This is a genomic window from Enterobacter cloacae complex sp. 309I3 (assembly GCF_050031595.1).
GTDB lineage: Bacteria > Pseudomonadota > Gammaproteobacteria > Enterobacterales > Enterobacteriaceae > Enterobacter > Enterobacter cloacae.
In genome coordinates, this window is sequence record NZ_JBLGWI010000001.1 from 901675 (window position 1) to 915258 (window position 13584).

General features: G+C 52.1%; 8 protein-coding genes, 3 tRNA genes and 3 rRNA genes. 11 read left to right on the plus strand and 3 right to left on the minus strand.

Going from position 1 to position 13584, the window contains the following annotated elements; translation table 11 throughout:
• Window positions 1-39: 39 nt before the first annotated feature.
• The 8 genes from gmhB (at window position 40) to dkgB (ending at window position 7324) form a co-directional block, all read left to right on the plus strand.
• Window positions 40-606 carry a D-glycero-beta-D-manno-heptose 1,7-bisphosphate 7-phosphatase gene (gene gmhB / locus ACQG22_RS04235; protein WP_013095680.1) on the plus strand — a complete coding sequence of 189 codons (567 nt, stop codon included), beginning with the start codon at window positions 40-42 and terminating at the stop codon, window positions 604-606.
• Window positions 607-978: 372 nt separating this feature from the next.
• Window positions 979-2518 (plus strand): 16S ribosomal RNA (locus ACQG22_RS04240).
• A 69-nt stretch (window positions 2519-2587) separates the two neighbouring features.
• Window positions 2588-2664: transfer RNA gene (locus ACQG22_RS04245), tRNA-Ile, on the plus strand.
• A gap of 107 nt (window positions 2665-2771) precedes the next feature.
• A tRNA-Ala gene (locus tag ACQG22_RS04250) sits at window positions 2772-2847 on the plus strand.
• Between the two features lie 171 nt (window positions 2848-3018).
• Window positions 3019-5922: ribosomal RNA gene (locus tag ACQG22_RS04255) — 23S ribosomal RNA — on the plus strand.
• Window positions 5923-6109: 187 nt separating this feature from the next.
• Window positions 6110-6225: ribosomal RNA gene (gene rrf / locus ACQG22_RS04260) — 5S ribosomal RNA — on the plus strand.
• The 16S, 23S and 5S rRNA genes sit together here with 3 tRNA genes alongside, the layout of an rRNA operon.
• Window positions 6226-6280: 55 nt before the next feature.
• Window positions 6281-6357, plus strand: a tRNA-Asp gene (locus ACQG22_RS04265).
• 163 nt (window positions 6358-6520) lie between these two features.
• Entirely contained in the window at window positions 6521-7324 is an 804-nt protein-coding gene (dkgB, locus tag ACQG22_RS04270; protein WP_020686296.1) for a 2,5-didehydrogluconate reductase DkgB, read from the plus strand.
• Window positions 7325-7353: 29 nt separating this feature from the next.
• On the opposite strand, the gene yafC is transcribed toward dkgB, so the two are convergent.
• A complete protein-coding gene (yafC, locus tag ACQG22_RS04275) occupies window positions 7354-8259 on the minus strand; it encodes a DNA-binding transcriptional regulator YafC (RefSeq protein WP_038418727.1) in 906 nt (301 codons plus the stop codon).
• A 104-nt stretch (window positions 8260-8363) separates the two neighbouring features.
• On the opposite strand from yafC, the gene ACQG22_RS04280 reads away from it, so the two are divergent.
• The 3 genes from ACQG22_RS04280 (at window position 8364) to ACQG22_RS04290 (ending at window position 11324) form a co-directional block, all read left to right on the plus strand.
• On the plus strand, window positions 8364-9539 hold the full coding sequence (locus tag ACQG22_RS04280) for an MFS transporter (RefSeq protein ID WP_369706916.1): 1176 nt from the start codon (window positions 8364-8366) through the stop codon (window positions 9537-9539).
• 137 nt (window positions 9540-9676) lie between these two features.
• Window positions 9677-10474 (plus strand): endonuclease/exonuclease/phosphatase family protein, encoded by a 798-nt coding sequence (locus tag ACQG22_RS04285; protein WP_038420885.1) that lies wholly within the window; start codon window positions 9677-9679, stop codon window positions 10472-10474.
• Window positions 10475-10550: 76 nt separating this feature from the next.
• Complete coding sequence (locus ACQG22_RS04290; RefSeq protein WP_013095685.1) at window positions 10551-11324, plus strand: class I SAM-dependent methyltransferase; 774 nt, start codon at window positions 10551-10553, stop codon at window positions 11322-11324.
• 50 nt (window positions 11325-11374) lie between these two features.
• Here ACQG22_RS04290 and mltD read toward each other — a convergent pair whose 3' ends face one another.
• Both mltD and gloB read right to left on the minus strand, forming a co-directional pair.
• The gene (gene mltD / locus ACQG22_RS04295; protein ID WP_013095686.1) at window positions 11375-12739 is read right to left on the minus strand and encodes a murein transglycosylase D; all 1365 of its coding nucleotides are present in this window, start codon (window positions 12737-12739) and stop codon (window positions 11375-11377) included.
• Between the two features lie 68 nt (window positions 12740-12807).
• Window positions 12808-13566: a hydroxyacylglutathione hydrolase gene (gene gloB, locus ACQG22_RS04300; protein ID WP_029882852.1), complete on the minus strand. Its 759-nt coding sequence runs from the start codon at window positions 13564-13566 to the stop codon at window positions 12808-12810.
• Between the last annotated feature and the right edge of the window lie 18 nt (window positions 13567-13584).

A 13584-nucleotide genomic window follows, 5' to 3' on the forward strand; every position in this document is an offset into this window, starting at 1 on the left:
GAGATACTAGCTGAACACGCCTTTTTCAGGAGCAAACCGGTGGCAAAATCAGTACCCGCAATTTTTCTCGATCGTGATGGCACTATTAATGTGGATCACGGTTATGTTCACGAGATTGACGAGTTCGAATTTATCGAAGGCGTTATCGATGCCATGCGCCAGCTAAAAGAGATGGGCTATGCGCTGGTGGTTGTCACCAACCAGTCTGGTATCGCGCGTGGCAAATTTACCGAAGCGCAATTCGAAACGCTGACGGAATGGATGGACTGGTCTCTTGCCGACCGCGGTGTTGATCTTGATGGCATCTATTATTGTCCTCATCACCCGCAGGGAACGGTAGAAGAGTATCGCCAGACCTGTGATTGCCGTAAGCCGCACCCGGGGATGTTTATCTCGGCGCAGGAATTTCTGCATATTGATATGGCCGCTTCTTATATGGTGGGCGATAAAATGGAAGATATGCAGGCGGCAACCGCGGCGGGTGTGGGTACCAAAGTATTAGTTCGCACCGGCAAACCCGTGACGCCAGAAGCAGAGACTGCAGCGGATTGGGTGATTAATAGCCTGGCCGATCTGCCTGAAGCGATCAAAAAGCACCAAAAATAGGCTTTTTGGCGAAAAGATGAGCGGTTGAAATAAAAATGCATATTTCCGCTTGTCATTCCCCGGAGGCCCCCTATAATGCGCCTCCATCGACACGGCGGATGTGAATCACTTCACAAACAACCCGGTCGGTTGAAGAGAAAAAATCCTGAAATTCAGGGTTGACTCTGAAAGAGGAAAGCGTAATATACGCCACCTCGCGACAGAGCGCTGAAGCGCGTCGCAACTGCTCTTTAACAATTTATCAGACAATCTGTGTGGGCACTCAAAGTGACATGGATTCTTAACGTCCTCGGACGAAAAAATGAATACCAAGTCTCAACGAGTGAACACGTAATTCATTACGAAGTTTAATTCATTGAGCATCAAACTTTTAAATTGAAGAGTTTGATCATGGCTCAGATTGAACGCTGGCGGCAGGCCTAACACATGCAAGTCGAACGGTAGCACAGAGAGCTTGCTCTCGGGTGACGAGTGGCGGACGGGTGAGTAATGTCTGGGAAACTGCCTGATGGAGGGGGATAACTACTGGAAACGGTAGCTAATACCGCATAACGTCGCAAGACCAAAGAGGGGGACCTTCGGGCCTCTTGCCATCAGATGTGCCCAGATGGGATTAGCTAGTAGGTGGGGTAACGGCTCACCTAGGCGACGATCCCTAGCTGGTCTGAGAGGATGACCAGCCACACTGGAACTGAGACACGGTCCAGACTCCTACGGGAGGCAGCAGTGGGGAATATTGCACAATGGGCGCAAGCCTGATGCAGCCATGCCGCGTGTATGAAGAAGGCCTTCGGGTTGTAAAGTACTTTCAGCGGGGAGGAAGGTGTTGTGGTTAATAACCGCAGCAATTGACGTTACCCGCAGAAGAAGCACCGGCTAACTCCGTGCCAGCAGCCGCGGTAATACGGAGGGTGCAAGCGTTAATCGGAATTACTGGGCGTAAAGCGCACGCAGGCGGTCTGTCAAGTCGGATGTGAAATCCCCGGGCTCAACCTGGGAACTGCATTCGAAACTGGCAGGCTGGAGTCTTGTAGAGGGGGGTAGAATTCCAGGTGTAGCGGTGAAATGCGTAGAGATCTGGAGGAATACCGGTGGCGAAGGCGGCCCCCTGGACAAAGACTGACGCTCAGGTGCGAAAGCGTGGGGAGCAAACAGGATTAGATACCCTGGTAGTCCACGCCGTAAACGATGTCGATTTGGAGGTTGTGCCCTTGAGGCGTGGCTTCCGGAGCTAACGCGTTAAATCGACCGCCTGGGGAGTACGGCCGCAAGGTTAAAACTCAAATGAATTGACGGGGGCCCGCACAAGCGGTGGAGCATGTGGTTTAATTCGATGCAACGCGAAGAACCTTACCTGGTCTTGACATCCACAGAACTTTCCAGAGATGGATTGGTGCCTTCGGGAACTGTGAGACAGGTGCTGCATGGCTGTCGTCAGCTCGTGTTGTGAAATGTTGGGTTAAGTCCCGCAACGAGCGCAACCCTTATCCTTTGTTGCCAGCGGTTAGGCCGGGAACTCAAAGGAGACTGCCAGTGATAAACTGGAGGAAGGTGGGGATGACGTCAAGTCATCATGGCCCTTACGACCAGGGCTACACACGTGCTACAATGGCGCATACAAAGAGAAGCGACCTCGCGAGAGCAAGCGGACCTCATAAAGTGCGTCGTAGTCCGGATTGGAGTCTGCAACTCGACTCCATGAAGTCGGAATCGCTAGTAATCGTAGATCAGAATGCTACGGTGAATACGTTCCCGGGCCTTGTACACACCGCCCGTCACACCATGGGAGTGGGTTGCAAAAGAAGTAGGTAGCTTAACCTTCGGGAGGGCGCTTACCACTTTGTGATTCATGACTGGGGTGAAGTCGTAACAAGGTAACCGTAGGGGAACCTGCGGTTGGATCACCTCCTTACCTTAAAGAACCTGCCTTTGCAGTGCTCACACAGATTGTCTGATGAAAAACAGCAGTAAAAACCTCTACAGGCTTGTAGCTCAGGTGGTTAGAGCGCACCCCTGATAAGGGTGAGGTCGGTGGTTCAAGTCCACTCAGGCCTACCAAATTTTCCCTGATACTGCGTTGCGGCAACGCTCACATACTGATGTATGCGTCGCGTTACCACGCCTTGTCTCAGGAAAAATTACCGGTACAGAGGTTTGCAAACGATGGGGCTATAGCTCAGCTGGGAGAGCGCCTGCTTTGCACGCAGGAGGTCTGCGGTTCGATCCCGCATAGCTCCACCATCTTTTACTGCGAACACAAGAAAACTTCAGAGTGAACCTGAAAAGGTGCACTGCGAAGTTTTGCTCTTTAAAAATCTGGATCAAGCTGAAAATTGAAACGACACACATGTTATGTGTGTTCGAGTCTCTCAAATTTTCGCAATCATGAAGTGAAACATCTTCGGGTTGTGAGGTTAAGCGACTAAGCGTACACGGTGGATGCCCTGGCAGTCAGAGGCGATGAAGGACGTGCTAATCTGCGAAAAGCGCCGGCGAGGTGATATGAACCCTTGACCCGGCGATGTCCGAATGGGGAAACCCAGTGTGATTCGTCACACTATCGTTAACTGAATACATAGGTTAACGAGGCGAACCGGGGGAACTGAAACATCTAAGTACCCCGAGGAAAAGAAATCAACCGAGATTCCCCCAGTAGCGGCGAGCGAACGGGGAGCAGCCCAGAGTCTGAATCAGCTTGTGTGTTAGTGGAAGCGTCTGGAAAGTCGCACGGTACAGGGTGAAAGTCCCGTACACGAAAATGCACAGGCTGTGAACTCGAAGAGTAGGGCGGGACACGTGGTATCCTGTCTGAATATGGGGGGACCATCCTCCAAGGCTAAATACTCCTGACTGACCGATAGTGAACCAGTACCGTGAGGGAAAGGCGAAAAGAACCCCGGCGAGGGGAGTGAAAAAGAACCTGAAACCGTGTACGTACAAGCAGTGGGAGCACCTTCGGGTGTGACTGCGTACCTTTTGTATAATGGGTCAGCGACTTATATTCTGTAGCAAGGTTAACCGTATAGGGGAGCCGAAGGGAAACCGAGTCTTAACTGGGCGTTAAGTTGCAGGGTATAGACCCGAAACCCGGTGATCTAGCCATGGGCAGGTTGAAGGTTGGGTAACACTAACTGGAGGACCGAACCGACTAATGTTGAAAAATTAGCGGATGACCTGTGGCTGGGGGTGAAAGGCCAATCAAACCGGGAGATAGCTGGTTCTCCCCGAAAGCTATTTAGGTAGCGCCTCGTGAACTCATCTTCGGGGGTAGAGCACTGTTTCGGCTAGGGGGCCATCCCGGCTTACCAACCCGATGCAAACTACGAATACCGAAGAATGTTATCACGGGAGACACACGGCGGGTGCTAACGTCCGTCGTGAAGAGGGAAACAACCCAGACCGCCAGCTAAGGTCCCAAAGTCATGGTTAAGTGGGAAACGATGTGGGAAGGCCCAGACAGCCAGGATGTTGGCTTAGAAGCAGCCATCATTTAAAGAAAGCGTAATAGCTCACTGGTCGAGTCGGCCTGCGCGGAAGATGTAACGGGGCTAAACCATGCACCGAAGCTGCGGCAGCGACGCTTATGCGTTGTTGGGTAGGGGAGCGTTCTGTAAGCCGTTGAAGGTGGCCTGTGAGGGTTGCTGGAGGTATCAGAAGTGCGAATGCTGACATAAGTAACGATAAAGCGGGTGAAAAGCCCGCTCGCCGGAAGACCAAGGGTTCCTGTCCAACGTTAATCGGGGCAGGGTGAGTCGACCCCTAAGGCGAGGCCGAAAGGCGTAGTCGATGGGAAACAGGTTAATATTCCTGTACTTGGTGTTACTGCGAAGGGGGGACGGAGAAGGCTATGTTAGCCGGGCGACGGTTGTCCCGGTTTAAGCATGTAGGCGGAGGTTCCAGGTAAATCCGGTACCTTTTAACGCTGAGGTGTGATGACGAGGCACTACGGTGCTGAAGTAACAAATGCCCTGCTTCCAGGAAAAGCCTCTAAGCATCAGGTAACACGAAATCGTACCCCAAACCGACACAGGTGGTCAGGTAGAGAATACCAAGGCGCTTGAGAGAACTCGGGTGAAGGAACTAGGCAAAATGGTGCCGTAACTTCGGGAGAAGGCACGCTGATATGTAGGTGAAGCCCCTGCGGGTGGAGCTGAAATCAGTCGAAGATACCAGCTGGCTGCAACTGTTTATTAAAAACACAGCACTGTGCAAACACGAAAGTGGACGTATACGGTGTGACGCCTGCCCGGTGCCGGAAGGTTAATTGATGGGGTTAGCGGTAACGCGAAGCTCTTGATCGAAGCCCCGGTAAACGGCGGCCGTAACTATAACGGTCCTAAGGTAGCGAAATTCCTTGTCGGGTAAGTTCCGACCTGCACGAATGGCGTAATGATGGCCAGGCTGTCTCCACCCGAGACTCAGTGAAATTGAACTCGCTGTGAAGATGCAGTGTACCCGCGGCAAGACGGAAAGACCCCGTGAACCTTTACTATAGCTTGACACTGAACACTGGTCCTTGATGTGTAGGATAGGTGGGAGGCTTTGAAGCGTGGACGCCAGTCTGCGTGGAGCCGTCCTTGAAATACCACCCTTTAATGGCTGGTGTTCTAACGTAGACCCGTAATCCGGGTTGCGGACAGTGTCTGGTGGGTAGTTTGACTGGGGCGGTCTCCTCCCAAAGAGTAACGGAGGAGCACGAAGGTTAGCTAATCCTGGTCGGACATCAGGAGGTTAGTGCAATGGCATAAGCTAGCTTGACTGCGAGAGTGACGGCTCGAGCAGGTGCGAAAGCAGGTCATAGTGATCCGGTGGTTCTGAATGGAAGGGCCATCGCTCAACGGATAAAAGGTACTCCGGGGATAACAGGCTGATACCGCCCAAGAGTTCATATCGACGGCGGTGTTTGGCACCTCGATGTCGGCTCATCACATCCTGGGGCTGAAGTAGGTCCCAAGGGTATGGCTGTTCGCCATTTAAAGTGGTACGCGAGCTGGGTTTAGAACGTCGTGAGACAGTTCGGTCCCTATCTGCCGTGGGCGCTGGAGAATTGAGGGGGGCTGCTCCTAGTACGAGAGGACCGGAGTGGACGCATCACTGGTGTTCGGGTTGTCATGCCAATGGCACTGCCCGGTAGCTAAATGCGGAAGAGATAAGTGCTGAAAGCATCTAAGCACGAAACTTGCCCCGAGATGAGTTCTCCCTGAGACTTAAAGTCTCCTGAAGGAACGTTGAAGACGACGACGTTGATAGGTCGGGTGTGTAAGCGCAGCGATGCGTTGAGCTAACCGATACTAATGAACCGTGAGGCTTAACCTTACAACGCCGAAGATGTTTTGGCGAAGAGACAGATTTTCAGCTTTGATTCAGAGTCCGAAGGATTTTGCGCTGAGACAAGGCGGCAAGCGAAGGAAAGGAAGGAGCATACTGAGGTATGTGACTGACTTTACGAGAGCAGCCAACGCAGTATCAGCCCAAAAGACACAGGACAGAGCACAGGAATTTGCCTGGCGGCTTTAGCGCGGTGGTCCCACCTGACCCCATGCCGAACTCAGAAGTGAAACGCCGTAGCGCCGATGGTAGTGTGGGGTCTCCCCATGTGAGAGTAGGGAACTGCCAGGCATCAAATTAAGTAGTAAACCGGTGCATCAATCCGGTGGTTACAGCAGTCTTCGGTGGAGCGGTAGTTCAGTCGGTTAGAATACCTGCCTGTCACGCAGGGGGTCGCGGGTTCGAGTCCCGTCCGTTCCGCCACTTATTAAAAGCCCTGAGTTAACGCTCAGGGCTTTTTTCTTATCTGCTTCCCAATTATTGCTAAATCAGCAAAAATCCTCTGCGTTTTACGACCTTTTTCAGCATAACGCCAGCAGCGATAATCTTCCTCAGTTAACGAACATTACGAATAACGAGGAATGACATGACTATCCCTGCATTAGGCCTGGGCACTTTCCGCCTGAAAGACGACGTTGTTATCGCATCGGTCAAAACCGCCCTTGAGCTTGGCTATCGCGCAATTGATACCGCGCAGATTTATGAAAATGAAGCTGCGGTTGGCCAGGCGATTGAAGAAAGCGGTGTACCGCGTAACGAACTGTTTATCACCACCAAAATCTGGATCGAGAACCTCAGTAAAGACAAGCTGATCCCAAGCCTGAAAGAGAGCCTGAAGAAGCTGCGTACTGACTATGTCGATCTGACCCTGATCCACTGGCCATCTCCGAATGATGCCGTTTCTGTAGAAGAATTCATGCAGGCGCTGCTGGAAGCGAAAGAGCAGGGCTTAACCCGTCAAATTGGTATTTCGAACTTCACCATTCCGTTGATGGAAAAAGCCATTGCTGCCGTTGGCGCAGAGAACATTGCGACCAACCAGATTGAGCTCTCCCCTTATCTGCAAAACCGCAACGTGGTGGCGTGGGCCAAACAGCACGGGATTCACATCACTTCTTACATGACGCTGGCATACGGTAAAGCGCTGAAAGATGAGGTCATTGCACGTATTGCAAATAAACATAACGCAACGGCTGCACAGGTGATCCTGGCCTGGGCGATGGGTGAAGGTTATGCTGTTATTCCATCTTCAACGAAGCGTGAAAACCTGGCCAGCAACCTGTTAGCTGTGGATCTCCAGCTGGATGAAGAAGACAAAAAAGCGATCGCTGCCCTGGAGTGCAACGATCGCCTGGTGAGCCCGGAAGGTTTAGCGCCAGACTGGGATTAATATTGACCCGCCCTCTGTACGCTTAACCCTCACACAGCTCCTTCGGGAGCTGTTTTAATATGCTCGCTCAGAAAGTCGATAAAGGCACGGATACGCGTGCTCACCGCTCTGTCGCTGTAGTAAACCGCACTGAAGGGCATCTCTACCGGCAGACGCTTGTCCGACATTAACTCCACGAGCTCACCGCGCGCAATTTCTTTATCAATCATGTAATCAGACAAACAGGCGATCCCATTTCCTTCAAGACACAGCTGCTTCAGCGTTTCCCCGCTGTTGGACGACAACCCGCAGGTGATCTCATGCAACTGACCGTCAGGGCAGGCGACAGGCCAGGTATTCAGTGATACCGGCTCGGTGAAACCCAGACACAGATGCTGCTTCAGCTCTTCAACGGTTTCAGGTTTGCCGTGTTCAGCGATGTATTGTGGTGAGGCGATGATTTTACGGTAGCTGGCAAACAGAGGACGCGCGCGCAGGCTTGAGTCCGTCAGGGTTCCCGCCCGGATCGCCACATCGACTTTACGTTCGATAAGATTGATAAAGGTCTCGGAGGAGACCAAAGAGAGCGTCATCTCCGGATAGCGTTCACGAAAAGGCTTAATCAGCGGCATCAGAAAGTGCAGAATTACCGGTGTGGCCGCATCAATACGCAATAGCCCACGCGGTGTGCTGCGCGTTTCCATGATCTCGGTCTCTGCTGCAGCCATCTCCTGTAAGACAGACTGCACCCGGCGGAAGTACCGTTCACCTTCTTCCGTCAGGCTCAACTGCCGCGTCGTGCGGTTGAGAAGACTCACCCCAAGCTTCATCTCAAGCTTTTTCACCGAGCGGCTTACAGCAGAGTTTGCCTGCCCTAACTGCTCTGCCGCGCGGCTAAAACTGCCACTTTCGACGACGGCGACAAAGATTGTCAGCTCTTCCGAGGTTGCTTTCATTGTTGCACCACCTGCAAAATTCTATTGAGATTTTGACCATTTTTGTTATTTAACCACTGGCGCATACTGCCTGTCATCTTAATCCTGATGATACGGAGTATTTTATGCCACTGGCGCTACTTGCCCTGACGATCAGTGCTTTTGCAATTGGCACGACCGAATTTGTTATCGTAGGACTGGTTCCTACCATCGCTAACCAGCTTGCTATCTCATTACCTTCAGCCGGGCTGTTGGTCTCCATCTATGCTTTCGGTGTCGCTGTCGGCGCGCCCGTCCTGACGGCGTTAACCGGGCGATTCCCGCGTAAGCAACTGCTGGTCGCGCTGATGGTGCTCTTCACGGCCGGCAATATACTGGCCTGGCAGGCGCCGGACTACACGACGCTGGTCATTGCCCGCCTGCTGACTGGCCTTGCTCATGGGGTGTTCTTCTCGATTGGCTCCACCATTGCAACCAGCCTGGTACCCAAAGAGAAAGCCGCATCAGCCATTGCTATTATGTTTGGCGGATTGACCGTCGCACTGGTCACCGGCGTACCATTAGGGACGTTCATCGGGCAACATTTCGGCTGGCGTGAAACCTTCCTCGCCGTTTCTTTACTGGGCGTGTTTGCACTGGTGGCCAGCCTGCTGCTGGTACCGTCGAATATTCCCGGCCGTACAAGCGCAAGACTGAGCGATCAGATTAAGGTGCTCACACATCCTCGTTTGCTGCTCATCTATGCCGTTACGGCGCTGGGCTACGGCGGCGTGTTCACGGCATTCACCTTCCTCGCTCCAATGATGCAGGATCTGGCCGGCTTCTCTCCTGCAGCGGTAAGCTGGATTTTACTGGGGTACGGTATCTCTGTGGCGATTGGCAACATCTGGGGAGGTAAGCTCGCGGATAAGCATGGTGCTGTACCAGCGCTTAAGTTTATCTTCGCGGCACTGGTGATTCTACTGATGCTCTTCCAGTTCACGGCATCGATTCAGTACGCCGCGCTGGTAACGGTACTGGTCATGGGCATCTTTGCCTTTGGTAATGTACCCGGCCTGCAGGTCTACGTGGTACAAAAAGCCGAACGCTATACGCCAAATGCGGTGGACGTGGCTTCTGGTCTGAACATTGCCGCCTTCAATATTGGTATCGCGATCGGTTCTATCGTTGGCGGGCAGACGGTGGAGCACTTTGGATTATCCCAAACCCCGTGGATTGGTGCCGTTATTGTGCTCGTTGCCTTCCTGCTGATTGGTCTGAGCGGGCGCCTTGATAAACCCTCTCGCGTAGCGCTTGGTTAAACCTCAGTAAGTGCTTGCTTACAAAACTGGAAAGAGGTTTCTCAGTAATTGCGTTGAAAGTGTGACCTAAAATCCCTATAACATTAGAACCAGTCCGTTTTCCGGGCTGGTTCATGTTACAGAGGTTGTTTCCAAAAGTGCGAAAAAATACCTATGCCATGCGTTATGTTGCCGGAATGCCCGCGGAGAGGATCTTGCCTCCCGGGTCGTTTGCGAGCCTCAGCCAGGCATTACCTGCCGGTACACCGTTAAGCAGCGATGAAAAAATTCGGGTGCTGGTATGGAATATCTTTAAACAGCAGCGTGCGGATTGGTTATCCGTCCTCAAGAACTTTGGTAAAGATGCCCATCTGGTTCTGCTGCAGGAGGCGCAAACCACGCCTGAGCTGGTAAGGTTTGCGACCACTAACTATCTCGCCGCCGACCAGGTGCCCGCATTTGTATTGCCGCAACATCCCTCTGGCGTGATGACCCTTTCTGCCGCGCATCCGGTTTACTGCTGCCCGCTGCGCGAGCGCGAGCCTATCCTGCGACTGGCAAAATCGGCGCTGGTGACGGTCTACCCACTGCCTGACACGCGACTGCTGATGGTCGTGAACATCCATGCGGTAAACTTCAGTCTGGGCGTGGATGTGTATAGTAAGCAGTTACTTCCTATTGGTGACCAGATAGCCCATCACAGTGGGCCTATTATTATGGCCGGGGATTTCAATGCCTGGAGCCGTCCACGCATGAACGCGCTGTATCGCTTTGCGCGGGAGATGTCGCTGCGTGAAGTTCGTTTTAGTGATGACCAGCGCAAGAAAGCGTTCGGTCGTCCTCTCGATTTCGTTTTCTATCGTGGTTTGAGCGTGCATGATGCCTCTGTTCTGGTCACTCGCGCCTCCGATCACAACCCGCTACTAGTGGAATTCAGTCCCGGCAAACCTGATTAATATGGTGAGTCAGGTCTGCCGTGGGGCAGGCCGGTTGAGTGCTGCCCTTTACTTTAACCAACGCAAGGACAGTACAATGACAACAACACACTCTCATCACGACAACGTCGAAAAACAGTTTGGTTCCCAGGCAAGCGCCTATCTGACCAGCGCCGTACATGCTTCTGGCCGCGATCTGGTGCGTCTCGGCGAGCGTCTCTCGGCGTTTCCGCAGGCGACGGTGCTGGATTTAGGCTGCGGAGCAGGGCATGCCAGCTTTACAGCAGCGCAGCATGTGGCTCAGGTTACGGCGTATGATTTATCCAGCCAGATGCTGGAGGTAGTGGCGGAGGCGGCAAAAGCCAAAGGGCTCAACAATGTCGATACGCGCCAGGGCTATGCCGAATCCTTACCTTTCGAAGAGGCGTCGTTTGACGTTGTTATCAGCCGTTACTCCGCGCACCACTGGCATGATGTCGGCCAGGCATTACGGGAAGTCAAACGCGTGCTGAAGCCGGGCGGAACCGTCATCATTATGGACGTTATGTCTCCGGGTCACCCTGTACGGAACATCTGGCTGCAGACGGTTGAAGCGCTGCGTGACACCTCGCACGTGCAGGATTATTCCAGTGGGGAGTGGTTAACGTTTATTACTGAGGCCGGTTTAATTTCACGTTCACTGATAACCGATCGCTTACCGCTGGAATTTAGTTCGTGGATCGCCCGTATGCGCACCCCGGACGCGTTAAGCCAGGCCATCCGGTTGTATCAGGACAGTGCTTCCTCAGAGGTGAAGGCCTACTTTGAATTGCAGGATGACGGTTCGTTTACCAGCGATACCATCATGGTTGAAGCGCAAAAAGCGAAGTAAAAAAAAAGCACCGAGGGGAATCGGTGCCTTTTTATCTCTGTATCGTGTAATCAGGAGTCTGGCGTGGCGCTGTTTTTTACAAACAGTGTCAGCTGGTCGCCTGGTTGCAGATTGTCAGTATCATTATTCCAGCGCATCACATCCTTAATGTTCACGCCGTGTCGTTTTGCGATACTGGACAGTGAATCGCCTTTACGCACGCGATAGGTAATGCTATCGCTGTTATTGGCGAGACGCTGTGCGCTGCTACCCGCACCCACCGTCAGTGTCTGACCCACTCTCAGGCCTGAGCTGCGCAGGTTATTCCACTGCTGCAGATCTTTTGCTGTCACGCCAAGACGTGATGCAATGCCCGAAAGCGTATCACCGCTACGAACCTTATAGCTGCGGCTGTTGACTGATGATGCATCCGCAATCAGCGTTGACTGAACGGCGGCAATTTCACCAGACGCTAAAGACTCACGTAATTGTTCAGCATGTTTCTGCGGAACCATCACATACTGTGGGCCACTCGCCCCCAGCGTTGAGCCTTTAACACCCGCGTTAAAGGTTTTAAGTTTACTTACCGACATACCCGTCATATCGGCAACCTGTTGAATATCAACCGGGTTGCTGAGGCGAACGCGCGCCAGTGCACGACTTTCGTCTGGTGTTGGCAGTTGTACACCGTAACGCTTGCTGTTTTTGAGAATATCACTCAATGCCAGCATCTTCGGTACGTAAATCTTCGTTTCCTGTGGCAGTGAGAGCGACCAAAAATCGGTGGATTTACCCCGTGCTTTATTCGCTTTCATTGCCTTCAGTACACGACCTTCGCCACTATTATACGCCGCAACCGTTAACAACCAGTCGCCGTCAAACATCTTGTTCAGACGTTGCATCATGTCGAGAGCGGCTGTCGTGGAAGCGACAACATCGCGACGCGCATCATAGTTACGGGTCTGTTTCAAACCGTAATTTCGCCCCGTGCTCGGAATGATCTGCCAAATACCTGCGGCATTGGCACCAGACGTCGCGTGTGGGTCAAAAGCGCTCTCCACTATGGGTAGGAGTACCAGCTCCATAGGCATGTTACGTTTCTTAACTTGCCCGGCTATCCAGTACATATACGGCTCTGCCCGTAACGTTACATCGTGGAGATAGCTCTTATTTCTTAAATACTTCTGTTTCTGTTCGCGAATCCGGCTGTTTTCCGGAATTCCCATCTTTAGCTCGTCGCCAATAGAGGTCCACAAGTTTTGATCCTGCGCGAAAGATGTCCCATCGTCCAACCAACGCGCTGAGCTTGTAAACTTCCCTGCTTCCCCTTGACCAGCTGCAGAAAGGCTCTGTGCGTGCTGTTGTACGTTGCTGCCGTTCTGCGACTGGCAACCAACAAGCAGGACAGAGGCGAGTAAGATCGCTTTTGCCTTCATGTGTGTGTCAATAGTTGCTTAAAAGACGAGCGATGATAACGGCGAAATTTTGAAAAGGCAACCCGCAATTATCTGAAGTTATCTTTCTTTGACCTTAACCATGCAAATCGCTGTTCTGGTTGTTGCAATTTTGTTTCTTGGTTAATTTTATTAATTAAATCAATGTCATCTGTTCTAAGAAATAAATTAATTTTACGCTCGTTTTTCAGAATTACGGGTAGTGTTTTTTGGTTTTTTGCACGTAACTCCTTCACTTTCTGATAGTAATCCTGAATCGCACGATCCTCAGGTAAAATGCTGGCAGAAAACTTCATATTTCCTAATGTATACTCATGCGCGCAACAAATTACAGTATCGTCAGGCAGGGCATTAATTTTTTGTAAAGATTGGTACATCTGGGCTGGCGTGCCTTCAAACAGTCTTCCACAGCCGCCAGAAAACAGCGTATCGCCACAAAACAGATAAGGTTTGCTGTAGAAACACAGATGTCCCAAAGTGTGACCTGGTGTAGCAAATACGGAAAACTCCCACTCACGTATGAGGATATTTTTGCCTTCTTCGACTACTTGCGTGATTCCCTTATCTTGTGCCTCTGCCGGTCCGTAAACCACCAGATGCGGGAACCGGGCGCGCAGCTCAGGCACACCGCCGGTATGATCGTGGTGATGGTGGGTCAGGAGGATGGCTTCAGGCTGCCAGCCATTCTCTTTTATTGCCTGCAGAACCGGGGCGGCCTCTCCGGGGTCGACAATGACGCATCGACGCGCGTCATCGACTAAAACCCAGATGTAATTGTCCTCAAAGGCAGGAATACTGATAAGATTCATACATTACCTCTTATAGCG